The organism is Streptomyces sp. NBC_00466 (genome assembly GCF_041433995.1).
Classification (GTDB): Bacteria; Actinomycetota; Actinomycetes; order Streptomycetales; family Streptomycetaceae; genus Streptomyces.
The window spans coordinates 5615420-5638170 of sequence record NZ_CP107896.1 but is presented as its reverse complement, the minus strand read 5'-3'; the positions used below and the strand labels follow the sequence as shown (position 1 = coordinate 5638170).

The following is a 22751-nucleotide window of genomic DNA, read 5'->3' as shown; positions in this document are numbered from 1 at the left end:
GCTCTTCCGAGCGGAGGGGCGCTCTTCGACGCGCGAATCAGCACCCGCGCACGCACCCTGGGAAGTGTCTGTCTGCCACCGGCGGGAACTCGAAAAGAGGGGCGGTGCCACGGGGGTAGGCTCGACAACGCCCGGTGCACCGAACGTAACCGGGATTACATATGTGGAGAGGAGCCCTGACCCAGGGTGAGTACCAAGCCGACCACCACTGAACTCGCGTGGACCGAATTGGACCAGCGGGCCGTCGACACCGCCCGCGTGCTGGCCGCGGACGCCGTACAGAAGGTCGGCAACGGCCATCCCGGTACGGCCATGAGCCTGGCCCCGGCCGCGTACACCCTCTTCCAGAAGGTGATGCGCCACGACCCGGCGGACCCGGACTGGACCGGTCGTGACCGGTTCGTCCTCTCGGCCGGCCACTCGTCGCTGACCCTCTACACCCAGCTCTACCTGGCCGGCTTCGGCCTGGAGCTGGCAGACCTGGAGGCGTTCCGCACCTGGGGCTCGAAGACCCCGGGTCACCCGGAGTACGGGCACACCACCGGCGTCGAGACCACCACAGGGCCGCTGGGCCAGGGTGTCGCCAACGCGGTGGGCATGGCCATGGCCGCCCGCTACGAGCGCGGTCTCTTCGACCCGGAGGCGGCCCCCGGCACCTCCCCGTTCGACCACTTCATCTACGCGATCGCCGGCGACGGCTGCCTCCAGGAGGGCATCTCGTCCGAGGCGTCGTCGCTCGCGGGCCACCAGAAGCTCGGCAACCTCGTGCTGCTGTGGGACGACAACCACATCTCGATCGAGGGCGACACCGAGACCGCGGTCTCCGAGGACACCTGCGCGCGCTACGAGGCGTACGGCTGGCACGTCCAGCGTGTGGCGCCGAAGGCGAACGGCGACCTCGACCCGGCCGCCCTGTACGCGGCGCTCCAGGCCGCCAAGGCCGAGACCGGGCGCCCGTCGTTCATCGCGATGCGCTCGATCATCGCCTGGCCTGCCCCGCACGCCCAGAACACCGGCGCCGCGCACGGCTCGGCGCTCGGCGACGAAGAGGTCGCCGCGACCAAGAAGATCCTCGGCTTCGACCCCGAGAAGTCCTTCGAGGTGTCGGACGAGGTCCTGGCGCACACCCGCGCCCTGCTGGACCGCGGCCGTGAGGCCAAGGCCGTCTGGGAGAAGGGCTTCGCCGCCTGGCGCACCGCCAACCCGGAGCACGCCGCCCGCTTCGACCGGGTCAGGGCGGGCGAGCTGCCCGAGGGCTGGACGAAGGAACTTCCCGTCTTCGAGACCGGCGCCTCCATCGCCACCCGCGCCGCTTCCGGCAAGGCGCTCGAAGCGCTGGGCGCTGTCATCCCGGAGCTGTGGGGCGGCTCGGCCGACCTCGCCGGGTCGAACAACACGACGATCGACAAGACGTCGTCGTTCCTGCCCGAGGGCAACCCGCTGCCGGGCGCCGACCCGTACGGCCGCACGGTCCACTTCGGGATCCGCGAGCACGCCATGGCCGCGGAGATGAACGGCATCGCGCTGCACGGCAACACCCGCATCTACGGCGGCACCTTCCTGGTGTTCTCCGACTACATGCGCAACGCCGTACGGCTCTCCGCGCTGATGCACCTGCCGGTCACCTACGTATGGACGCATGACTCGGTCGGCGTCGGCGAGGACGGCCCGACCCACCAGCCGGTGGAGCACCTGGCCGCCCTGCGCGCCATCCCGGGCCTGAACCTGATCCGTCCGGCGGACGCCAACGAGACGGTCATCGCCTGGCGTGAGGTCCTGCAGCGCTACACCAAGGTGTTCGGCAAGGGAGCCCCGCACGGCTTCGCGCTGACCCGCCAGGGTGTGCCGGTGTACGAGGCGAACGACGACGTGGCCAAGGGCGGCTACGTACTGTTCGACGCCGAGGGCGGTGCGCCCGAGGTCGTCCTGATCGGCACCGGCTCCGAGGTCCAGCTGGCCGTGGAGGCGCGTGAGCAGCTCCAGGCCGCGGGCGTTCCGACCCGGGTGGTCTCGATGCCGTGCGTCGAGTGGTTCGAGGAGCAGGACCAGGCGTACCGCGACTCGGTGCTGCCGCCGGCCGTCAAGGCGCGGGTGGCCGTCGAGGCCGGTATCGGTCTGACCTGGCACCGCTTCGTCGGTGACGCGGGCCGGATCGTGTCGCTCGAGCACTACGGCGCGTCCGCCGACGGCAAGGTCCTCTTCCGCGAGTTCGGCTTCACCCCCGAGGCCGTCACCGCCGCCGCCAGGGAATCGCTCGAAGCCGCAGCGCGCTGACGCTTATATACGAACAAGTAGGAGATGCAATTCCCATGACAGACGCACTCAAGCGCCTCTCCGACGAAGGCGTCGCGATCTGGCTCGACGACCTTTCGCGCAAGCGCATCACATCCGGCAACCTCGCCGAGCTGATCGACCAGCAGCACGTGGTGGGTGTCACCACCAACCCGTCGATCTTCCAGAAGGCGATCTCGCAGGGCGACGGCTACGACCAGCAGCTCACCGACCTCGCGGCCCGGAAGGTCACCGTCGAGGAGGCCATCCGCATGATCACGACGGCGGACGTCCGTGACGCCGCCGACATCCTGCGCCCGGTCTTCGACGCGACGGACGGCCAGGACGGCCGGGTCTCCATCGAGGTCGACCCGCGTCTCGCCCACCACACGACGGCCACGGTCGCCGAGGCCAAGCAGCTCGCCTGGCTGGTGGACCGCCCCAACACGCTCATCAAGATCCCGGCGACCAAGGCCGGCCTGCCGGCCATCACCGAGACCATCGGCCGGGGCATCAGCGTCAACGTCACGCTGATCTTCTCGCTGGAGCGCTACCTCGCGGTCATGGACGCCTACCTGGCGGGCCTGGAGAAGGCCAAGGCCGCCGGCCTGGACCTCTCCAAGATCCACTCGGTCGCGTCCTTCTTCGTGTCCCGTGTGGACACCGAGATCGACAAGCGGCTGGACGCCCTGGGCACCGACGAGGCCAAGGCCCTCAAGGGCAAAGCCGCCGTGGCCAACGCGCGGCTCGCCTACCAGGCGTACGAGGAGGTCTTCGCCTCCGACCGCTGGGCCGCCCTCGACAAGGCGCACGCCAACAAGCAGCGTCCGCTGTGGGCGTCGACCGGCGTCAAGGACCCGGCGTACCGCGACACGATGTATGTCGTGGACCTGGTCGCGCCCAACACGGTGAACACCATGCCGGAGGCGACGCTCGACGCCACCGCCGACCATGGCGAGATCACCGGCAACGCGGTTTCCGGCACCTACGAGCAGGCCCGCGCCGAGCTCGATGCCGTGGAGAAGCTCGGGATCTCGTACGACGATGTCGTACAGGTCCTGGAGGACGAGGGCGTCGAGAAGTTCGCGACCTCCTGGAACGACCTGCTCAAGTCCACTGAGGCAGAGCTCCAGCGCCTCGCCCCTTCGAAGGGCTGAAACCTTGTCAAGCAGCAATCCGCTGCGTGACGCTGCGGACCGACGGCTCCCGCGTATCGCGGGGCCGTCGGGCCTGGTCATTTTTGGCGTCACGGGTGATTTGTCCCGTAAAAAGCTGATGCCCGCTGTCTACGACCTGGCCAATCGCGGCCTGCTCCCGCCGGGCTTCTCGCTCATCGGGTTCGCACGCCGCGACTGGGAGGACGAGGACTTCGCCCAGGTGGTCCACGACTCGGTCAAGGAACACGCCAGGACGCCGTTCCGTGAGGAGGTCTGGCAGCAGCTCATCCAGGGGATGCGCTTCGTCCAGGGCGACTTCGACGACGACGCGGCGTTCGCCACCCTCAAGTCGACGATCGAGGAGCTGGACAAGCAGCAGGGCACCGGAGGCAACTTCGCCTTCTACCTGTCGGTCCCGCCCAAGTTCTTCCCCAAGGTCGTCCAGCAGCTCAAGAAGCACGGGCTCGCCGACCAGCGGAACGGCTCCTGGCGCCGCGCCGTCATCGAGAAGCCGTTCGGCCACGACCTGGAGAGCGCACAGGAGCTCAACAAGGTCGTGCACGAGGTCTTCCCGCCGCACGAGGTCTTCCGGATCGACCACTACCTCGGCAAGGAGACCGTCCAGAACATCCTGGCGCTCCGCTTCGCCAACACCCTCTTCGAGCCGATCTGGAACCGGTCGTACGTCGACCACATCCAGATCACCATGGCCGAGGACATCGGCATCGGCGGCCGGGCCGGGTACTACGACGGCATCGGCGCCGCCCGTGACGTCATCCAGAACCACCTGCTCCAGCTGCTCGCGCTGACCGCGATGGAGGAGCCCGCCTCCTTCGACGCCCATGCGCTGGTGGCAGAGAAGACCAAGGTGCTGGGCGCCGTCAGGCTGCCGAAGGACCTCGGCAAGGAGACCGTGCGCGGCCAGTACGCCGCGGGCTGGCAGGGCGGCGAGCAGGCCGTCGGCTATCTCCAGGAAGACGGCATCGACCCCAAGTCGACGACCGACACCTATGCCGCGGTGCGGCTGGAGATCGACAACCGCCGCTGGGCGGGCGTCCCCTTCTACCTCCGCACCGGCAAGCGCCTGGGCCGCCGCGTCACCGAGATCGCCGTGGTCTTCCAGCGCGCCCCGCACTCCCCGTTCGACCACACGGCGACCGAGGAGCTGGGCCAGAACGCGATCGTCATCCGCGTCCAGCCCGACGAGGGCATCACCATGCGCTTCGGCTCCAAAGTGCCCGGCACCTCGATGGAGATCCGGGACGTGTCGATGGACTTCGCGTACGGCGAGTCCTTCACCGAGTCCAGCCCGGAGGCGTACGAGCGGCTCATCCTCGATGTGCTGCTCGGCGACTCGAACCTCTTCCCGCGCCTGGAGGAGGTCGAGCAGTCCTGGCGGATCCTCGACCCGATCGAGCAGTACTGGGACACCCACGGAAAGCCCGCGCAGTACGAGTCGGGCACCTGGGGACCGGCCGAGGCGGACGAAATGCTCGCACGCGAAGGACGGAGCTGGCGCCGGCCATGAAAATCGATCTGACGGAAACCACAGCCAGCAAGGTCAACAAGGCACTGGTGGAGGGGCGCCGCGCCGTCGGCACCCCCGCGGTCGGCATGGTGCTGACCCTCGTCATCGTGACCGACGAGGAGAACGCCTACGACGCGCTCAAGGCGGCCAACGAGGCCTCGCGCGAGCACCCCTCGCGCACCCTCGTGGTCGTCAAGCGGGTCTCCCGCTCCCCGCGCGACCGGGCCGCGGCGCGGCTCGACGCGGAGATCCGGGTCGGTACGGACGCGGGCAGCGGCGAGACCGTCGTCCTGCGGATGTACGGCGAGGTGCTGCACCACGCCCAGTCGGTGGTGCTGCCGCTGCTGCTGCCGGACGCCCCCGTGGTGGTCTGGTGGCCGGTGAACGCACCGCTCGACCCGGCGAAGGACCCGCTCGGTGCGCTGGGCCAGCGCCGTGTCACCGACTCGTACGCGGCCGAGCAGCCCATCGCGGAGCTCTCGGGCCGGGCCGCCGCCTACACCCCGGGCGACACCGATCTGTCGTGGTCGCGCATCACCCCCTGGCGTTCGATGCTCGCCGCGGCGCTGGACCAGGTGCCGAGCCGGGTGAAGGGCGCCGAGGTGGAGGGCGAGGAGTTCAATCCGAGCTGTGAGCTGCTCGCGATGTGGCTCGCCGACCGGCTCGACGTACCAGTGACCCGTTCCATCTCGTCGGGGCCCGGTCTCACGGCCGTACGGATGCAGACGGACCACGGAGACATCGTCCTGGACCGCCCCGACGGTTCGCTGGCCACGCTCTGCATGGAGGGCCAGCCGGACCGCGCGGTGGCGCTGAAGCGCCGGGAGACCTCGGAGCTGCTCGCCGAGGAGCTGCGCAGGCTGGACCCGGACGACACCTACGCGGCCTCGCTGAAGTACGGCGTGGAGCGGCTGGTCACACCCGCGCAGAAGCAGGAGGGCAACGGGTCCGCCGGCGGACCCGGGGACGCGGCGGAGGGCTCGGACAAGCCTGAGAAGGCCGCTGCCGCGAAGAAGGCACCCGCAAAGAAGGCGGCGTCGAAGTGAGCGCGCCGCAGCTCGTCGTCCACCGCGACAAGGAGCTGATGGCCCAGGCCGCGGCGGCCCGGCTGATCACGAAGATCGTGGACGCCCAGGCCGCCCGCGGCTCCGCATCGGTGGTGCTCACCGGCGGGCGCAACGGCAACGGGCTGCTCGCGGCCCTCGCCGAGGCGCCCGCGCGGGACGCCGTGGACTGGTCGCGGATCGACCTGTGGTGGGGCGACGAGCGCTTCCTGCCGGAGGGCGATCCCGAGCGGAACGTCACGCAGGCGCGGGCCGCGCTGCTCGACTCGGTGGGCGTGGCCCCCGAGCGGGTGCACGCCATGGCCGCTTCGGACGGCCCGTACGGGAGCGACGTGGAGGCGGCCGCCGCGGCATACGCGGCGGAGCTGGCCGCCGCCGCGGGCCCCGAGGACCACGCCGATGTGCCGTCGTTCGACGTGCTGATGCTGGGCGTGGGCCCGGACGCGCATGTGGCCTCGCTCTTCCCCGAGCTGCCGGCCGTACGGGAGTCCGTACGCACCGTCGTCGGGGTGCACGGTGCGCCCAAGCCACCGCCCGTCCGGCTGTCGCTGACCCTGCCCGCGATCCGGGCCGCACGCGAGGTGTGGCTGCTCGCGGCGGGCGAGGACAAGGCGGGGGCCGCGGCTCTCGCCCTCTCCGGGGCCGGCGAGGTCCAGGCCCCGGCAGCGGGCGCCCGGGGCCGCAGCAGGACGCTGTGGCTGCTCGACACGGCGGCCGCTTCGCAGCTGCCGCCGCAGCTCTACGCGCCGGCCACCGCCTGACACCGGCCCGGCACCGTACGGAACAGGACCGGCCCGCACTCCCTGCCGAGGGAGTGCGGGCCGGTCCTCTTCTGTCTCTGTGCCGCTACTCCTTGGCCCGCAGCGCGCGGTAGGTGTCGACCAGCGTGGCGGTGGAGCTGTCCAGGTCCGCGCCGCCCCTGCCGCCGGTGATGACGGACTCGACCTTCTTCGCGAGCACCTTGCCCAGCTCGACGCCCCACTGGTCGAAGGAGTCGATGTTCCAGATGGCGCCCTGGACGAAGACCTTGTGCTCGTAGAGCGCGATCAGCTGGCCCAGGACGGACGGGGTGAGCGCGTCGGCGAGGATCGTGGACGTCGGGTGGTTGCCGCGGAACGTCTTGTGCGGGACCAGCTCATCGGCGACGCCCTCGGCCCGTACCTCCTCGGGCGTCTTGCCGAACGCGAGGGCCTGGGTCTGGGCGAAGAAGTTCGCCATCAGGAGGTCGTGCTGGCCCGCCAGACCCGCCGTCAGGTCATCGACGGGCTTGGCGAACCCGATGAAGTCCGCCGGGACGACCTTGGTGCCCTGGTGCAGCAACTGGTAGTACGCGTGCTGGCCGTTGGTGCCCGGCGTCCCCCAGACCACGGGCCCCGTCTGCCAGTCGACCGGATTGCCGTCACGGTCCACGGACTTGCCGTTGGACTCCATGTCCAGCTGCTGGAGGTACGCGGTGAACTTGGAGAGATAGTGCGAGTACGGCAGGACCGCGTGCGACTGGGCGTCGAAGAACGCGCCGTACCAGACGCCCAGCAGGCCGAGCAGGAGCGGGATGTTCTCCTCGGGCGGCGCGGTGCGGAAGTGCTCGTCGACCTGGTGGAAACCGTCGAGCATCTCCCGGAAGCGCTCCGGGCCGATCGCGATCATCAGCGAGAGGCCGATCGCCGAGTCGTAGGAGTACCGTCCGCCGACCCAGTCCCAGAACTCGAACATATTGGCCGTGTCGATGCCGAAGTCCGCGACCTTCTCCGCGTTCGTCGACAGCGCCACGAAGTGCTTGGCCACCGCGTCCTGGCCGGCCCGCAGATTCGTCTGCAGCCAGTTGCGCGCGGAGGTCGCGTTGGTGATGGTCTCGATGGTGGTGAAGGTCTTGGAGGCGATGATGAAAAGCGTCTCCGCCGGGTCCAAGTCCCTTACGGCCTCGTGCAGATCCGCCCCGTCGACGTTCGAGACGAAGCGGAACTGGAGCCCGCGGTCGGTGAACGAGCGCAGCGCCTCGTACGCCATCGCCGGGCCCAGGTCCGAGCCGCCGATGCCGATGTTGACGACGGTCCTGATGCGCTTGCCGGTGTGGCCGGTCCACTCCCCCGACCTGACCTTGTCGGAGAAGGCGGCCATCTTGTCGAGCACGGCGTGCACGGCGGGCACGACGTTCTCGCCGTCCACCTCGACGACCGCTCCGCGCGGGGCGCGGAGCGCGGTGTGCAGCACCGCGCGGTCCTCAGTGGTGTTGATCTTCTCGCCACGGAACATCGCGTCACGTAGCCCTGCCACCCCGGCGGCGGCGGCCAGCTCACGGAGCAGGCCGAGCGTCTCGCCGGTCACCAGGTGCTTGGAGTAGTCGAGATACAGGTCGCCCGCCCGGAGGGTGTACGTGCGCCCGCGCTCCGGATCCCTGTCGAACAGCTCCCGCAGACGCGTGTCGCCCAGCTGCGCCCGGTGCTTGCCCAGAGCTGTCCACTCGGGCATCTGGTTGAGCCTGGTACGGCCTTCTGCGTTCATCTCGGACATCAGTCCATTCTTCTCGTACCTGCGTACCTGCCCCGCTCCGTCCAACCTAATTGATCAGACGCACGAGCGCCGCGACCATCGCTCCCGGCCCATGGAGCGCCCCCGCCACGGCCCAACGACGGCTCCTACGCAGTCCGGCCGGACACCCGAGTGGGTTCCGGCCGGCATTCACGCTGTCAGATCTCGCCCCGCAGTTTCGCGAGGGCCTCGGCGAGGATCGCTTCGCCGTCCTCGTCGCTGCGCCGCTCGCGTACGTAGGCGAGGTGCGTCTTGTACGGCTCGGTGCGCGGTGGGTCCGGGGGGTTGTCGCTGTCCTGACCGGCCGGGAACCCACAGCGCGGGCAGTCCCAGGTCTCCGGAACCTGCGCGTCGTGGGCGAAGCTCGGCTGCGTCTCGTGCCCGTTCGAGCACCAGAAGGAGATGCGGGCGCGCGGTGCGGACTCGCCCCGCTCGGCCTCCCCCATCGGCCCCGCTCCGACCCGGCTTCCCCGGATCGCGTTGCCACTTGCCACGGTCGTAACTCCCTGCGTGATGGTGCTCGAAGATGCCCCAGTCTACGTAAGGCCCAACGCGCGTCCAGTGAATGGAGTTACACCCCCGCACCGAAGCGGGCAACACGCGGAGAGAACGCGGATTTACCGACGGTCAGTTCTTCAGCTTCATCAGCAGGCCGAGCACGACGATGCACGCGAACCAGAGCAGGGCGAGCACGACGGTGATGCGGTCGAGGTTGCGCTCGGCGACCGAGGAGCCGCCGACGGACGACTGCATGCCGCCACCGAACATGTCGGAGAGGCCGCCGCCCTTCCCCTTGTGCATCAGCACCAGCAGCATCAGCAGCAGGCTGAAGACGATCAGGGCGATCGAGAACCCCAGAATCACGGCTGGACCAACTTCCTCGGAACTCAAAACGGACGAAGGGGCCGGACGGCTGCTGCCAGCCGTCTCGGCCCCGCAAGGGTACGACGGATCCGCGCTAGCGCATACTCACTGGTCGCGGAACCGGACGATCTTGACGAACTCGTCGGCGTCGAGGGCGGCGCCGCCGATCAGCGCACCGTCCACATCGGGCTGCGCCATGATCGCGGCCACGTTGCCGGACTTGACGGAGCCGCCGTACTGGATGCGGACCTTGTCGGCCAGCTCCTGCGAGTACAGCTCGGCCAGCCGGCCGCGGATCGCCCCGCAGACCTCCTGGGCGTCCTCGGGGGTGGCGACCTCGCCGGTGCCGATGGCCCAGACCGGCTCGTACGCGATCACGATCGACTCGGCCTCGTCGGCGGGGATGTCCTTGAGCCCGCCGTCGAGCTGGTTGAGCGTGTACTCGACCTGCTGGCCGGCCTTGCGGACGTCCAGGCCCTCGCCGACGCAGAGGATCGGGGTGATGCCGTGCCTGTAGGCGGCCTTGACCTTGGCGTTGCAGATCTCGTCGGTCTCGGCGTGGTACTGGCGGCGCTCGCTGTGCCCGACGGCCACGTAGGAGCACTTCAGCTTGGCCAGCATCGGCCCGGAGATCTCACCGGTGTACGCGCCGGAGTCGTGCGCCGAGATGTCCTGGGCGCCGTACTTGATCTTCATCTTGTCGCCGTCGACGAGAGTCTGGACGGAGCGCAGATCCACGAAGGGCGGCAGGACCGCCACCTCGACGGCGTCGTAGTCCTTGTCGGCGATCGCGAAGGAGAGTTTCTGGACGTGTGCGATGGCCTCGAGGTGGTTGAGGTTCATCTTCCAGTTGCCCGCCATCAGCGGGGTGCGGCTGCTCAGATTTGTCATGAGGTTTGTCAGTTCTCCAGTGCGGCGAGGCCGGGAAGCGTCTTGCCCTCAAGGTATTCGAGGCTGGCGCCGCCACCGGTCGAGATGTGTCCGAACTTGTTCTCGTCGAAGCCCAGGATGCGGACCGCGGCGGCGGAGTCTCCGCCGCCGACGACCGTGAAGGCCGAGCTGTCGAGGAGTGCCTGCGCGACGGCGCGGGTGCCGTCGGCGTAGTCGGGGTGCTCGAAGACGCCCATCGGGCCGTTCCAGAAGACGGTGGCCGCGTCGGCGAGCTTCGATGCGTAGAGCTTGTTGGTCTCGGGGCCGTTGTCCAGGCCCATCCGCCCGGCCGGGATCGCGTCCGCGGGGACCGTCTCGGGGTGCGTCGGGGCCTTGGCCTTGAGGTCGGGGAACTCCGCGGAGACCACGACGTCGACCGGGAGCACGAACTCCACGCCCTTGGCCTTGGCGCGCTCCAGGTATTCGCGGACCACCGGGATCTGGTCCTCCTGGAGAAGAGAGCTGCCGACCTCGTGGCCCTGGGCCTTGAGGAAGGTGTACGCCATGCCGCCGCCGATGAGGATGCGGTCGGCCCGCTCCAGCAGGTGGTCGATGACACCGAGCTTGTCGGAGACCTTGGCGCCGCCGAGGACCACGGCGTACGGGCGCTTGACGTCGGACGTCAGCTTCTTCAGGACGCCGACCTCGGCGGCGATGAGATAGCCGGCGGCGTGCGGCAGGCGGGCCGGGAGGTCGTAGACCGAGGCGTGCTTGCGGTGCACGGCGCCGAAGCCGTCGCCGACGTAGACATCGGCCAGCTCGGCGAGTTGGTCGGCGAAGGCGCCGCGCTCGGCGTCGTCCTTCGAGGTCTCACCGGCGTTGAAGCGGAGGTTCTCGATGACGGCGACCTGGCCGTCGGTGAGGGCGGCGACCGTGGCCCTGGCGGACTCGCCGACCGTGTCGGTCGCGAACGCGACGTCGGCGCCGAGGAGTTCACCGAGGCGTGCCGCGGCGGGCGCGAGCGAGAACGCCGGGTCCGGAGCCCCCTTCGGGCGGCCCAGGTGCGAGGCGACGACGACGCGCGCGCCGGCCTCCGCGAGCTTGGCCACCGTCGGCTGGACGGCACGGATCCGGCCGTCGTCGGTGATGGTGGTGCCGGAGAGCGGCACATTGAGGTCGGCACGGACGAATACCCGCTTGCCCGCGACCCCTTCGGCGAGAAGTTCGTCGATGGTCTTCATGGGTTCCTGGACTCCTTGGACGATCTGGACAGGCCACGGGGCCCGGACCGCGCTACGTCGCGCAGTCCGGGCCCCGTGCTCACATCGAGTTGCCTACCGGCCCGTGCTCAGAGCTGGTTGCCGACAAAGACGGTCAGGTCGACCAGGCGGTTGGAGTAGCCCCACTCGTTGTCGTACCAGCCGATGACCTTGACGCTCTTGCCCTGGACCATGGTCAGGGAGGAGTCGAAGGTGCAGGACGCCGGCCAGTTGACGATGTCCGAGGAGACGATCGGGTCCTCGGTGTAGTCGAGGAGGCCCTTGAGCTGGCCCTCGGAGGCCTTCTGGAACGCGGCGTTGACCTCGTCCTTGGTGACCTCGCGCTCCAGCTCGACGACCAGGTCGGTCACGGAGCCGGTCGGGACCGGGACGCGCATCGCGATGCCGTCGAGCTTGCCCTCGAGCTCCGGGATGACCAGCGCGGTGGCCTTGGCGGCACCCGTGGTGGTCGGAATGATGTTCTCGGCTGCGGCGCGGGCGCGGCGCAGGTCCGAGTGCGGGTAGTCCAGGATGCGCTGGTCATTGGTGTACGCGTGGACCGTCGTCATCATGCCCTTGACGATGCCGAAGTTCTCCAGGAGAACCTTGGCCATCGGCGCCACACAGTTGGTGGTGCAGGAGGCGTTGGAGATGACGTTGTGCTTCGCCGCGTCGTACTTGTCCTGGTTGACGCCCATCACGATGGTGATGTCCTCGCCCTTGGCCGGAGCCGAGATGAGGACCTTCTTGGCGCCGCCGGCGATGTGCTTCTCGGCGTCGGCCTTCTTCGTGAAGAAGCCGGTCGACTCGATCACGATGTCGACGCCCAGCTGACCCCAGGGGATCTCAGCCGGGTTGCGCTCGGACAGCACCTTGATGGTGTGACCGTCAACGGTGATGGTGTCTGCGGTGTGCGTGACCTCGGCCTTGAGACGGCCCAGAATCGTGTCGTACTTCAGCAGATGCGCGGTGGTCGCGGTGTCACCCAGGTCGTTGACAGCCACGATCTCGATGTCAGCACCCTGCTCCAGCAGCGCGCGGAAGTAGTTACGACCGATGCGGCCAAAGCCGTTGATGCCTACGCGGATCGTCACGAACTCGATCTCCTCGTTGGTACGCCGGGTTTCGACGCCACGGCGAGATGTATGGGATGTCCCCGACCGCCTCCGACCCTACCTCTCGAAAGCCCCCAGGGTCATATCGAACAGGACCGTACGGAATTTGACATCTGGCACCGACACCCCTACCCACCAGTACATTCACCGGCTCATACGTCGGTGCCGGTACCCATATGGGCACCGGCACCGACGGGGTCGGCCGCTGGACCGGACGCTGCGGGCCGGACGCTTCGGACCGGATGCTTCCGGAATCACTTCCGGAGCGCGGGCATACGGCGGAGCTTCCGCCGGGCCGGGCGGTTCAGCCGACCAGGCTGTCGTCCATCTCCTCGGACAGCGTGGACTCCGTACCGGGAATGCCCAGATCCTGCGCCCGCTTGTCGGCCATGGCGAGCAGCCGGCGGATCCGGCCCGCGACCGCATCCTTGGTCAGCGGCGGGTCGGCGAGCGCGCCGAGCTCCTCCAGCGACGCCTGCTTGTGCTCCATCCGCAGCCGGCCGGCCGCCGCGAGGTGCTCGGGCACCTCGTCGGCGAGGATCTCCAGCGCGCGGCCCACCCGGGCCCCGGCGGCGACCGCGGCCCGTGCCGAGCGGCGGAGGTTGGCGTCGTCGAAGTTGGCGAGGCGGTTGGCCGTGGCGCGGACCTCGCGGCGCATCCGCCGCTCCTCCCACGCCAGGACGGACTCGTGCGCGCCGAGCCGGGTGAGCAGGGCGCCGATCGCGTCCCCGTCCCGGACGACGACCCGGTCCACACCGCGGACCTCACGGGCCTTGGAGGCGATCTGCAGCCTGCGCGCCGCGCCCACCAGGGCCAGCGCCGCCTCGGGCCCGGGGCAGGTCACCTCGAGGGAGGAGGAGCGGCCGGGCTCGGTGAGTGAGCCGTGCGCCAGGAAGGCGCCGCGCCAGGCCGCCTCGGCGTCACAGGTGGCCCCGGAGACCACCTGCGGGGGCAGCCCGCGGATGGGGCGGCCGCGGCCGTCCACCAGGCCGGTCTGGCGTGCCAGCTGATCGCCGCCCGCCACGACCCGTACGACGTAGCGGCTGCCTCTGCGCAGCCCGCCGGGGGCCATCACGATCAGTTCGGAGTTGTGCCCGAAGATCTCCAGGATGTCCCGCTTGAGCCTGCGCGCCGCCATGGCGGTGTCCAGCTCCGCCTCGATCACAATCCGCCCGCTCACCAGGTGCAGCCCGCCGGCGAACCGAAGAATCGCCGAAACCTCCGCCTTCCTGCAGCAGGTCCGGGTGACGGGGAGCCGGGAGACTTCGTCCTTCACCGCTGCCGTCATCGCCATGGGCCGATCCTTCCATGCATCCGAAAAATACGGTCGTACGCGGCGGCCAGCAGCTCCCTGTCGTGGGTAGGGGAGCCGTCGGGCGAGGCCACGGGTGCCAGCTCGACCGCTGCGCCGAGCCCTTTGGCGGCTTCGGCGAGACTCGCGCGGTCGGGCACGGCGGCCTCGTCGGCAAGCACCACGTCCAGGGCGAGTTTAGGGGCGTGTCGGGCCAAAACCTCCAAATGACGCTGCGGTGAGAAGCCATCGGTTTCACCGGGTTGCGGCGCGAGATTGAGCGAGAGCACCTTGCGGGCCTTCGTCTCGACCAGTGCGTCGAGCAGTTCGGGCACCAGCAGGTGCGGGATCACGGAGGAGAACCAGGAGCCGGGGCCGAGCACCACCCAGTCCGCGTCGAGGACCGCGGCGACGGCCTCCGGGACGGCCGGCGGGTCGTTCGGCACCAGGTGCACGGACTGCACCTCGCCCGGAGTGAGGGCCACCGTGGCCTGGCCACGGACCGTGTCGACGTCGTCCGGGCGGGCCGGGTCGTGGCCGCGGACCAGCGCCTGGAGCTCCAGCGGCACCGCGGACATCGGCAGCACCCTGCCGTGTGCGCCGAGCAGCCTGCCGACCAGGTCCAGGGCCTGCACATGGTCGCCGAGCTGCTCCCACAGGGCGACGATCAGCAGATTGCCGACCGCGTGCTCGTGCAGATCGCCCTTGGACTGGAAGCGGTGCTGGATCACGCGGGCCCAGGTCTGCCCCCAGTCGTCGTCCCCGCAGAGCGCGGCGAGCGCCTTGCGCAGATCGCCGGGCGGCAGCACGCCCAGCTCCTCGCGGAGCCGGCCGCTGGAGCCGCCGTCGTCGGCGACGGTGACCACGGCGGTCAGGTCCCCGGTGATACGGCGCAGCGCGGCGAGCGAGGCGGAGAGCCCCATTCCGCCGCCCAGTGCGACGACCTTCGGCTGGGTGCCGCGCCTGATCCGGCCCGGCACCAGTCGTACGCGCCGCAGCTTGGCGGTACTGCGGCCTGTCACTCGCGCCCCATGTCTCGGTGGACGAGCACCGTCTCGATCCCTTCCGACGCCAGCCGGGCTGCGAGCTTCTCGGACATCGCCACCGAGCGGTGCTTGCCGCCGGTACAGCCGACGGCGATGGTCACGTACCGCTTGCCCTCGCGCCGGTAGCCGGTGGCGATGATCTGGAGCAGCTCGCTGTACTGGTTGAGGAACTCCTTGGCGCCCGGCTGGTTGAAGACATACGCGGACACCTCCTCGTTGAGGCCGGTGAAGGGGCGCAGCTCGGGGACCCAGTGCGGGTTGGGCAGGAACCGGCAGTCGACGACGAGGTCCGCGTCGACCGGGAGCCCGTACTTGTAGCCGAAGGACATCACGGTCGCCCGCAGTTCGGGCTCCTCGTCGCCGGCGAACTGGGCGTCCATCTTGGCCCGCAGTTCGTGCACGTTGAGGCTGGAGGTGTCGATCACCAGGTCGGCGTCGCCGCGCAGCTCGCGCAGCAGGTCGCGCTCGGCGGCGATGCCGTCGGTGATCCGGCCGTCCCCCTGGAGCGGGTGCGGTCTGCGGACCGATTCGAACCGGCGCACCAGCGCGTCGTCGGACGACTCCAGGAAGACGATCCGCCGGGTGACCTGCTTGGCGGCCAGGTCCGCGAGGGACTGGCGCAGGTTGTCGAAGAACCGGCGGCCGCGTACGTCGACGACCACGGCGATACGGGCCACATTGCCCTGTGAGCGGGCGCCGAGCTCCACCATGGTGGGGATCAGCGCGGGCGGGAGGTTGTCGACGACGAACCAGCCCAGGTCCTCCAGGCACTTCGCCGCGGTGGAGCGTCCGGCGCCGGACATCCCGGAGATGATCACCAGCTCCGGAATGGCTGCTTCCGTGGTCTCGGCCGGTGTGCCCGTGCCCGCACTGCCCGTACTCACGTCTGCTCCGTCCCGTTCCTGCTCGTCACTCATGTGTGTCGCCCCCGTCGTCTTCCCCGTCGTCTTCAATGATCTCTCCTGTTGCCGTGTTCACGGCAGGGGCGGCCGGGGCCGCCTGTGCGAGCGCCGCCGCCACCGACTCGGCCGTCCTGCGGCCTATCCCGGGCACTTCGCAGATCTGGTCGATTGTGGCCTGTTTCAGCTTCTTGACGGAGCCGAAGTGCTTGAGCAGGGCCTGTTTCCTGGTTTCGCCCAGGCCGGCGACGGAATCGAGCGGCCCCGCCTTGAAGCGCTTGGCCCGCTTGGCGCGCTGGTAGGTGATGGCGAAGCGGTGGGCTTCGTCACGCACCCGCTGGAGGAGGTAGAGCCCCTCGCTGGACCGGGGCAGGACCACCGGGTCGTCGTCATCGGGCAGCCAGACCTCCTCAAGCCGCTTGGCGAGACCGCAGACCGCGACGTCGTCGATACCCAGCTCGTCGAGCGCGCGCTTCGCGGCCGCCACCTGGGGCTGGCCGCCGTCGACCACCACCAGCTGGGGCGGGTACGCGAACCGCTTGGGACGGCCGTCCTCCTCGACGGCCCCGGCGGCCTGCTCCTCGGTCCACTCCCCCGTCCGCTCCTTCTCCTGGAGGTACCGCCGGAAGCGCCGGGTGATCACCTCGTGCATGGACCGGACGTCGTCCTGGCCCTCGAACCCCTTGATCTGGAAGCGGCGGTACTCCCCCTTGCGGACCAGTCCGTCCTCGAAGACCACCATCGACGCCACCACGTCGTCGCCCTGGAGGTGCGAGATGTCGTAGCACTCGATCCGCAGCGGCGCGCTGTCGAGACCGAGCGCGGCGGCGATCTCCTCCAGGGCCCGGGAGCGGGTGGTGAGGTCCGAGGCGCGCTTCGTCTTGTGCAGCACCAGCGCCTGCTGGGCATTGCGCTGGACGGTCTCCATCAGGTCCTTCTTGTCGCCGCGCTGCGGGATACGCAGCGAGACATGCGAACCGCGGCGGTGCGCGAGCCACTGGGTGACGGCGTCGGGCTGCTCCGGGAGGGCCGGTACCAGCACCTCCTTGGGCACGCCCTCGCCCTTCTCCTCGCCGTACAGCTGCTGGAGCGCGTGCCCGACGAGGCCGGAGGTCTCCACGGCCTCGACCTTGTCGGTCACCCAGCCGCGCTGGCCGCGGACCCGGCCGCCCCGGACGTGGAAGATCTGGACGGCGGCCTCCAGCTCGTCCTCGGCGACCGCGATCAGGTCGGCGTCCGTGTCGTCGTTGAACACGACCGCGTTCTTCTCCAGGGCGCGCTTGAGCGCCTCTATGTCGTCGCGGAGCCTGGCCGCCTTCTCGTACTCCATCTCCTCGGCCGCGTCCCGCATCTCCTGCTCGATACGGCGTATGTACGTGCCGGTACGGCCGGCCATGAAGTCGCAGAACTCCTCGGCGAGTTCGCGGTGCTCCTCGGGGGTGACGCGGCCGACGCAGGGCGCCGAGCACTTGCCGATGTAGCCGAGAAGGCAGGGGCGGCCGATCTGCGCGGAGCGTTTGAACACCCCGGCGGAGCAGGTGCGTACGGGGAAGACGCGGAGCATCAGGTCGACGGTCTCGCGGATGGCCCAGGCGTGGCCGTAGGGGCCGAAGTAGCGCACGCCCTTCTTCTTGGGACCGCGCATCACCTGCACCCGGGGGAACTCCTCGTTCATCGTCACCGCGAGGGACGGATAGCTCTTGTCGTCGCGGTACTTGACGTTGAAACGGGGGTCGAATTCCTTGATCCAGGAGTATTCGAGCTGAAGCGCCTCGACCTCGGTGGAGACCACCGTCCACTCCACGGAGGCGGCGGTGGTGACCATCGTGCGGGTGCGCGGGTGGAGATTGGCCAGGTCCTGGAAGTACGAGGACAGGCGTGGGCGCAGGCTCTTCGCCTTCCCGACGTAGATCACCCGGTGGTGCTCGTCGCGGAATTTGTAGACCCCCGGGGAGTCGGGGATCTGTCCCGGCTTGGGGCGGTAACTGGAGGGGTCTGCCATGTCTCCCACCCTACTGGCGGTGACTGACAGCGCGGAGTCGCCGCGGGCGGCGTCAGGCCTTCTTGTCGGGGCCCGCGATCAGCTTCCCGCCCACCACCTTGACCGGCACGTCCGCGAGCGGGCGGCCGGCGGGGCCCTGCAGCACCTTGCCGCTGGTGACGTCGAAGCGGCTGCCGTGGCAGGGGCAGATGCCGACCTTGCCCTCGATCTTCTGCAGGGGGCAGTTCTGGTGGGTACACCGCGACCAGAGCGCCTTGTACTCGTCGGCGCTCGGCCGGCTCACGATCAGGAACTGGTCCCGGTAGTACTTGACCCCGCCGACCGGTACGGCGTCCGCCGCGCCGAGGTCGACGGGCTTGTCCGGCCCCGACGAGGTGCCACCGCCCCCGCCGGAACAGGCGGTGAGCCCGAGCCCCGCCGCACCCGCCAGGGCGGCTCCCATGAGGACGGAACGACGGGCGGGGGGCAGACCGGTCATGGGAGGCTCCACTGTTCAACAGGCATCAGCGACGGAACCGACCATACCGGTGGAGATCTCCGCCATCGCAGGGGGTGTTTGCAGCGTTTACGGGCCCGGGAACTTCGGCTACGTTCGGGATCTGTGATCACCGTCGCCGGAGAGTCCCTGATCGACCTGGTGCCGCAGAACGCCGCCGCGCCCGGTGAACCGCTGCCCGCACTGCTGCCGCGACTGGGCGGCGGGCCGTACAACACGGCTGTCGCCCTGGGGCGGCTCGGGGCCCGGGTGGGCTTCTGCTCGCGGGTGTCCACCGACGGCTTCGGCGAGGCGCTGCTCGGCGGGCTGCGGGCGGCCGGGGTGGACCTCTCCCTGGTGCAGCGCGGCCCGGAGCCGACGACGCTCGCGGTGGCGGCGCTGAGCGACGACGGTTCCGCCGGATACGGCTTCTACGCCGAGGGCAGCGCGGACCGGCTCTTCGAACTCCCGGAGCAACTGCCTTCCGAGGTGCGGGCGTTGTCGCTGGGTACCTGTTCGCTGGTCCTCGAACCGGGTGCGAGTGCGTACGAGGCGCTGCTGCGGCGGGAATCGGCGCGCGGGGTGTTCACCCTGCTCGACCCGAACATCAGGGCGGGGCTGATCCCGGACGCGGACGCCTACCGGAAGCGGTTCCGGGGCTGGCTGCCCGATGTCACCCTCCTGAAGCTGTCGGAGGAGGACGCCCGGTGGCTCGGCGGCACCCCGGAGGAGTGGCTGGCCGCGGGGCCGCAGGCGGTGGTGGTGACACACGGCGGCGACGGCCTGACCGTACGGACCAGGGCGGGCGGCGAGTACGCGGTCCCCGGCGCGGCGGTCGACGTGGTGGACACGATCGGCGCGGGTGACACGGTCAACGCGGCGCTGCTGCACGGCCTCGCGGAGCGGGACGCGCTGTCGGGGGCGGCGACGGGCGCGCTGTCCGGCGACGACTGGGCCCAGGTGCTGGGCTTCGCGGCGCGGGCGGCCGCGGTGACCTGCTCACGTACGGGGGCCCAGCCGCCGTACGCGCGGGAGCTGGCTTAGGGGCTCGCTTCGGGGCCTGCCGGAGTTCCCGTTCACTCACCCCCCGGGCCCCGGTGGAACGCGCGGACGAAGTCGGGGCGCCACGCCCCCGGTCCGTCAGCGCACCACGGCCCCGTCACCGCCGGAGTCACAGGCGGTGGCGGGGCCGTGGCGCACAGCTCGGAAGCCCGGTCAGGAAGCGCGGCGGGTACGCGTCGCCTTCTTCGCAGTTGCCTTCTTCGCGGTTGCCTTCTTCGGCGCTGCCTTCTCCGCTGGCATCTTCTTGGCCGCTGTCTTCTTCACTGCGGCCTTCTTCGCCGGCGCCTTGCTGACCGGAGTCGCGTCGCTGATCCGGTCGGCGTCCAGGATGTCCCGGAGGAACTTCCCGGTGTGGCTGGCCGGGACCCCTGCGACCTGCTCCGGAGTGCCCTCGGCGATGACCAGGCCGCCGCCGTTGCCGCCTTCGGGCCCCATGTCGATGACCCAGTCCGCGGTCTTGACGACATCCAGGTTGTGCTCGATGACGATCACCGTGTTGCCCTTGTCGACCAGGCCCGACAGCACGTTGATCAGCTTGCTGATGTCCTCGAAGTGGAGACCCGTCGTCGGCTCGTCCAGGACATAGACGGTGCGGCCGGTGGAGCGCTTCTGGAGCTCGCTCGCCAGCTTCACCCGCTGCGCCTCACCGCCCGACAGCGTCGGCGCGGACTGCCCGAGCCTGACGTAGCCGAGGCCCACCTCGTTGAGCGTGCGCAGATGGCGCGCGATGGTCGGGACGGCCTCGAAGAAGTCCAGGCCCTCCTCGATCGGCATGTCCAGGACCTCGGCGATGGACTTGCCCTTGTAGTGGACCTCAAGGGTCTCCCGGTTGTAGCGCGCGCCGTGGCAGACCTCGCACGGGACGTACACATCCGGCAGGAAGTTCATCTCGATCTTGATCGTGCCGTCGCCCGAGCAGTTCTCGCAGCGGCCGCCCTTGACGTTGAAGGAGAAGCGCCCCGGCAGATAGCCCCGGACCTTGGCCTCCATCGTCTCGGCGAAGAGCCTGCGCACATGGTCGAAGACCCCGGTGTACGTCGCCGGGTTGGACCGGGGAGTGCGGCCGATGGGCGACTGGTCGACGTGCACGACCTTGTCGACCAGGTCGTCGCCGTCGACCCGGGTGTGCCGGCCGGGCACCGTACGCGCGCCGTTGAGCTCGCGCGCCAGATGCGTGTAGAGAATGTCGTTGACCAGCGTCGACTTGCCGGATCCGGAGACACCGGTGACCGCGGTCAGCACCCCCAGCGGGAAGGGCACGTCGATGTCCTGGAGGTTGTTCTCCCGGGCGCCGTGCACCGTCAGCCGCCTCCCCGGGTCCACGGGCCTGCGCAGCTCCGGGATCGGGATGGCCTTCTTGCCCACCAGGTACTGGCCTGTCAGGGAATCCTTGTTGGTGAGCAGGTCCTTCAGCGACCCGGAGTGCACGACCTTGCCGCCGTGCTCACCCGCGCCGGGGCCGATGTCCACGACCCAGTCGGCGACCTTGATGGTGTCCTCGTCGTGTTCGACGACGATCAGGGTGTTGCCCATGTCGCGCAGCCGGATGAGCGTCTCGATGAGGCGGTGGTTGTCGCGCTGGTGCAGGCCGATGGACGGCTCGTCCAGCACGTACAGCACACCGACCAGACCGGAACCGATCTGCGTGGCGAGCCTGATGCGCTGCGCCTCGCCGCCGGAGAGCGTGCCCGCCGCGCGGTTGAGCGAGAGGTAGTCGAGACCGACGTCGACCAGGAACTTCAGCCGTTCGTTGACTTCCTTGAGCACCCGCTCGGCGATCTTCTTGTCGCGGGCGTTGAGCTTGAGCCGGCCCAGGAAGTCCGCGCACTCGCTGATCGACATCGCGGCGACCTCGGCGATGGACTTCTCCATCACGGTGACCGCGAGGACGATCGGCTTCAGCCGGGTGCCCTCACAGGTCGGGCAGGGCACCTCGCGCATATAACCCTCGAAGCGCTCCCTGCTGGAGTCGCTCTCGGCCTCCGAGTGCCGCCGCTTGACGAAGGGCACCACGCCCTCGAAGGAGGTGGTGTAGGCGCGCTCCCGCCCGTACCTGTTGCGGTAGCGGACCTCGATCTGGGTCTTGTGGCCGTGCAGCAGGGCCTTCTTGGCGCGCTGCGGCAGCCCGGCCCAGGGGATGTCCGTCCGGAATCCGAGCTCTTCGGAGAGGGCGCCGACCAGCCGGGCGAAGTACTCCTTGGTGTGGCCGTGCGACCACGGAGAGATCGCACCCTCGTCGAGGGACTTGTCCTCGTCCGGGACGAGCAGCTCGGGGTCGACCTCCATCCGCGTCCCGATACCGGTGCAGTCGGGGCAGGCACCGAAGGGCGAGTTGAACGAGAAGGAGCGCGGCTCCAGCTCCTCGAAGGACAGGTCGTCGTACGCGCAGTAGAGGTGCTCGGAGTACATCCGCTCACGCTCGGGGTCGTCGGCGGGCAGATCGACGAAGTCCAGGATGACCATGCCGCCGGCCAGCCCGAGCGCGGTCTCCACCGAGTCGGTGAGGCGGCGTTTGGCGCTGTCCTTCACCGTGAGGCGGTCGATGACCACCTCGATGGTGTGCTTCTCCTGCTTCTTCAGCTTGGGCGGCTCGGAGAGCTGGATCGTCTCGCCGTCCACCCGGGCCCGGCTGTACCCCTTGGTCTGGAGGTCGGAGAAGAGGTCGACGAATTCGCCCTTGCGCTCCCGCACGAGCGGCGAGAGCACCTGGAAGCGGCTGCCCTCCGGCAGTTCGAGGACCTTGTCGACGATGGCCTGCGGGGACTGGCGCGAGATGGGCCGGCCGCACTGGGGGCAGTGCGGCTTGCCGATGCGCGCGAAGAGCAGCCGCAGGTAGTCGTAGACCTCGGTGATGGTGCCGACCGTCGAGCGCGGGTTGCGCGAGGTCGACTTCTGGTCGATGGAGACAGCGGGGGACAGACCCTCGATGAAGTCCACATCGGGCTTGTCCATCTGCCCGAGGAACTGCCGGGCGTACGAGGAGAGCGACTCGACATAGCGACGCTGCCCCTCGGCGAAGATCGTGTCGAACGCGAGGGAGGACTTACCCGATCCGGAGAGCCCGGTGAAGACGATCAGGGAGTCACGCGGGAGGTCGATCGAGACGTTTTTGAGGTTGTGCTCGCGAGCGCCACGAACGATGAGACGGTCGGCCACGCCGGTCCGCACCTTTCTGAGAGAAGAAGCAGGGGCGGAGCCCCCTCCCCAGGGTATGGGGGGCGCCTCAGCGATGTCTGAAGATGGCTTGTTGGATGTCTCTCACGAGCCTATAGCACGTGCATTCGAATTACGGCCATCGGTAAACAGCTTCACCCGAAGG

General features: G+C 69.5%; 18 protein-coding genes. 6 read left to right on the top strand and 12 right to left on the bottom strand.

Features of this window, described 5'->3' with window-relative positions; translation table 11 throughout:
- The first annotated feature begins 186 nt into the window (after positions 1 to 186).
- Genes tkt through pgl form a run of 5 tightly spaced genes read left to right on the top strand, consistent with a single transcriptional unit; the run spans position 187 to position 6781 of the window.
- Complete coding sequence (gene tkt / locus OG210_RS25280) at positions 187 to 2274, top strand: transketolase (RefSeq protein ID WP_328325467.1); 2088 nt, start codon at positions 187 to 189, stop codon at positions 2272 to 2274.
- 35 nt (positions 2275 to 2309) lie between these two features.
- Positions 2310 to 3428: a transaldolase gene (gene tal, locus OG210_RS25275; RefSeq protein ID WP_328325468.1), complete on the top strand. Its 1119-nt coding sequence runs from the start codon at positions 2310 to 2312 to the stop codon at positions 3426 to 3428.
- A gap of 4 nt (positions 3429 to 3432) precedes the next feature.
- Entirely contained in the window at positions 3433 to 4956 is a 1524-nt protein-coding gene (zwf, locus tag OG210_RS25270; protein ID WP_328325469.1) for a glucose-6-phosphate dehydrogenase, read from the top strand.
- Positions 4953 to 6002 (top strand): glucose-6-phosphate dehydrogenase assembly protein OpcA, encoded by a 1050-nt coding sequence (gene opcA, locus OG210_RS25265; RefSeq protein WP_328325470.1) that lies wholly within the window; start codon positions 4953 to 4955, stop codon positions 6000 to 6002. The genes zwf and opcA overlap by 4 nt, the downstream gene beginning before the upstream one ends.
- Positions 5999 to 6781: a 6-phosphogluconolactonase gene (gene pgl, locus OG210_RS25260; protein WP_328325471.1), complete on the top strand. Its 783-nt coding sequence runs from the start codon at positions 5999 to 6001 to the stop codon at positions 6779 to 6781. Before opcA ends, pgl begins: the two co-directional genes overlap by 4 nt.
- 85 nt (positions 6782 to 6866) lie before the next feature.
- On the opposite strand, the gene pgi is transcribed toward pgl, so the two are convergent.
- From pgi to OG210_RS25205, 11 genes are all read right to left on the bottom strand, one after another.
- Positions 6867 to 8522 carry a glucose-6-phosphate isomerase gene (pgi, locus tag OG210_RS25255; protein WP_328335373.1) on the bottom strand — a complete coding sequence of 552 codons (1656 nt, stop codon included), beginning with the start codon at positions 8520 to 8522 and terminating at the stop codon, positions 6867 to 6869.
- Positions 8523 to 8707: 185 nt separating this feature from the next.
- Positions 8708 to 9043 carry an RNA polymerase-binding protein RbpA gene (locus OG210_RS25250; RefSeq protein WP_328325472.1) on the bottom strand — a complete coding sequence of 112 codons (336 nt, stop codon included), beginning with the start codon at positions 9041 to 9043 and terminating at the stop codon, positions 8708 to 8710.
- Positions 9044 to 9176: 133 nt separating this feature from the next.
- Positions 9177 to 9413 carry a preprotein translocase subunit SecG gene (gene secG / locus OG210_RS25245; protein ID WP_266858131.1) on the bottom strand — a complete coding sequence of 79 codons (237 nt, stop codon included), beginning with the start codon at positions 9411 to 9413 and terminating at the stop codon, positions 9177 to 9179.
- A gap of 105 nt (positions 9414 to 9518) precedes the next feature.
- Complete coding sequence (gene tpiA, locus OG210_RS25240; protein ID WP_328335374.1) at positions 9519 to 10295, bottom strand: triose-phosphate isomerase; 777 nt, start codon at positions 10293 to 10295, stop codon at positions 9519 to 9521.
- A gap of 17 nt (positions 10296 to 10312) precedes the next feature.
- The gene (gene pgk / locus OG210_RS25235) at positions 10313 to 11524 is read right to left on the bottom strand and encodes a phosphoglycerate kinase (RefSeq protein WP_328325473.1); all 1212 of its coding nucleotides are present in this window, start codon (positions 11522 to 11524) and stop codon (positions 10313 to 10315) included.
- Between the two features lie 107 nt (positions 11525 to 11631).
- The gene (gene gap, locus OG210_RS25230; RefSeq protein WP_328325474.1) at positions 11632 to 12636 is read right to left on the bottom strand and encodes a type I glyceraldehyde-3-phosphate dehydrogenase; all 1005 of its coding nucleotides are present in this window, start codon (positions 12634 to 12636) and stop codon (positions 11632 to 11634) included.
- A gap of 325 nt (positions 12637 to 12961) precedes the next feature.
- Entirely contained in the window at positions 12962 to 13951 is a 990-nt protein-coding gene (gene whiA / locus OG210_RS25225) for a DNA-binding protein WhiA (RefSeq protein ID WP_266858127.1), read from the bottom strand.
- The gene (gene yvcK / locus OG210_RS25220; protein WP_328325475.1) at positions 13942 to 14970 is read right to left on the bottom strand and encodes a uridine diphosphate-N-acetylglucosamine-binding protein YvcK; all 1029 of its coding nucleotides are present in this window, start codon (positions 14968 to 14970) and stop codon (positions 13942 to 13944) included. The genes whiA and yvcK overlap by 10 nt, the downstream gene beginning before the upstream one ends.
- The gene (gene rapZ / locus OG210_RS25215; protein WP_328325476.1) at positions 14967 to 15911 is read right to left on the bottom strand and encodes an RNase adapter RapZ; all 945 of its coding nucleotides are present in this window, start codon (positions 15909 to 15911) and stop codon (positions 14967 to 14969) included. The genes yvcK and rapZ overlap by 4 nt, the downstream gene beginning before the upstream one ends.
- On the bottom strand, positions 15904 to 17895 hold the full coding sequence (uvrC, locus tag OG210_RS25210; RefSeq protein WP_328325477.1) for an excinuclease ABC subunit UvrC: 1992 nt from the start codon (positions 17893 to 17895) through the stop codon (positions 15904 to 15906). Before uvrC ends, rapZ begins: the two co-directional genes overlap by 8 nt.
- A gap of 52 nt (positions 17896 to 17947) precedes the next feature.
- Positions 17948 to 18373: a Rieske (2Fe-2S) protein gene (locus tag OG210_RS25205; RefSeq protein WP_328325478.1), complete on the bottom strand. Its 426-nt coding sequence runs from the start codon at positions 18371 to 18373 to the stop codon at positions 17948 to 17950.
- Between the two features lie 123 nt (positions 18374 to 18496).
- Between OG210_RS25205 and OG210_RS25200 the strand changes: the two genes are divergently transcribed.
- The gene (locus tag OG210_RS25200; protein WP_328325479.1) at positions 18497 to 19414 is read left to right on the top strand and encodes a carbohydrate kinase; all 918 of its coding nucleotides are present in this window, start codon (positions 18497 to 18499) and stop codon (positions 19412 to 19414) included.
- Between the two features lie 171 nt (positions 19415 to 19585).
- On the opposite strand, the gene uvrA is transcribed toward OG210_RS25200, so the two are convergent.
- Positions 19586 to 22588: an excinuclease ABC subunit UvrA gene (uvrA, locus tag OG210_RS25195; RefSeq protein WP_328325480.1), complete on the bottom strand. Its 3003-nt coding sequence runs from the start codon at positions 22586 to 22588 to the stop codon at positions 19586 to 19588.
- Between the last annotated feature and the right edge of the window lie 163 nt (positions 22589 to 22751).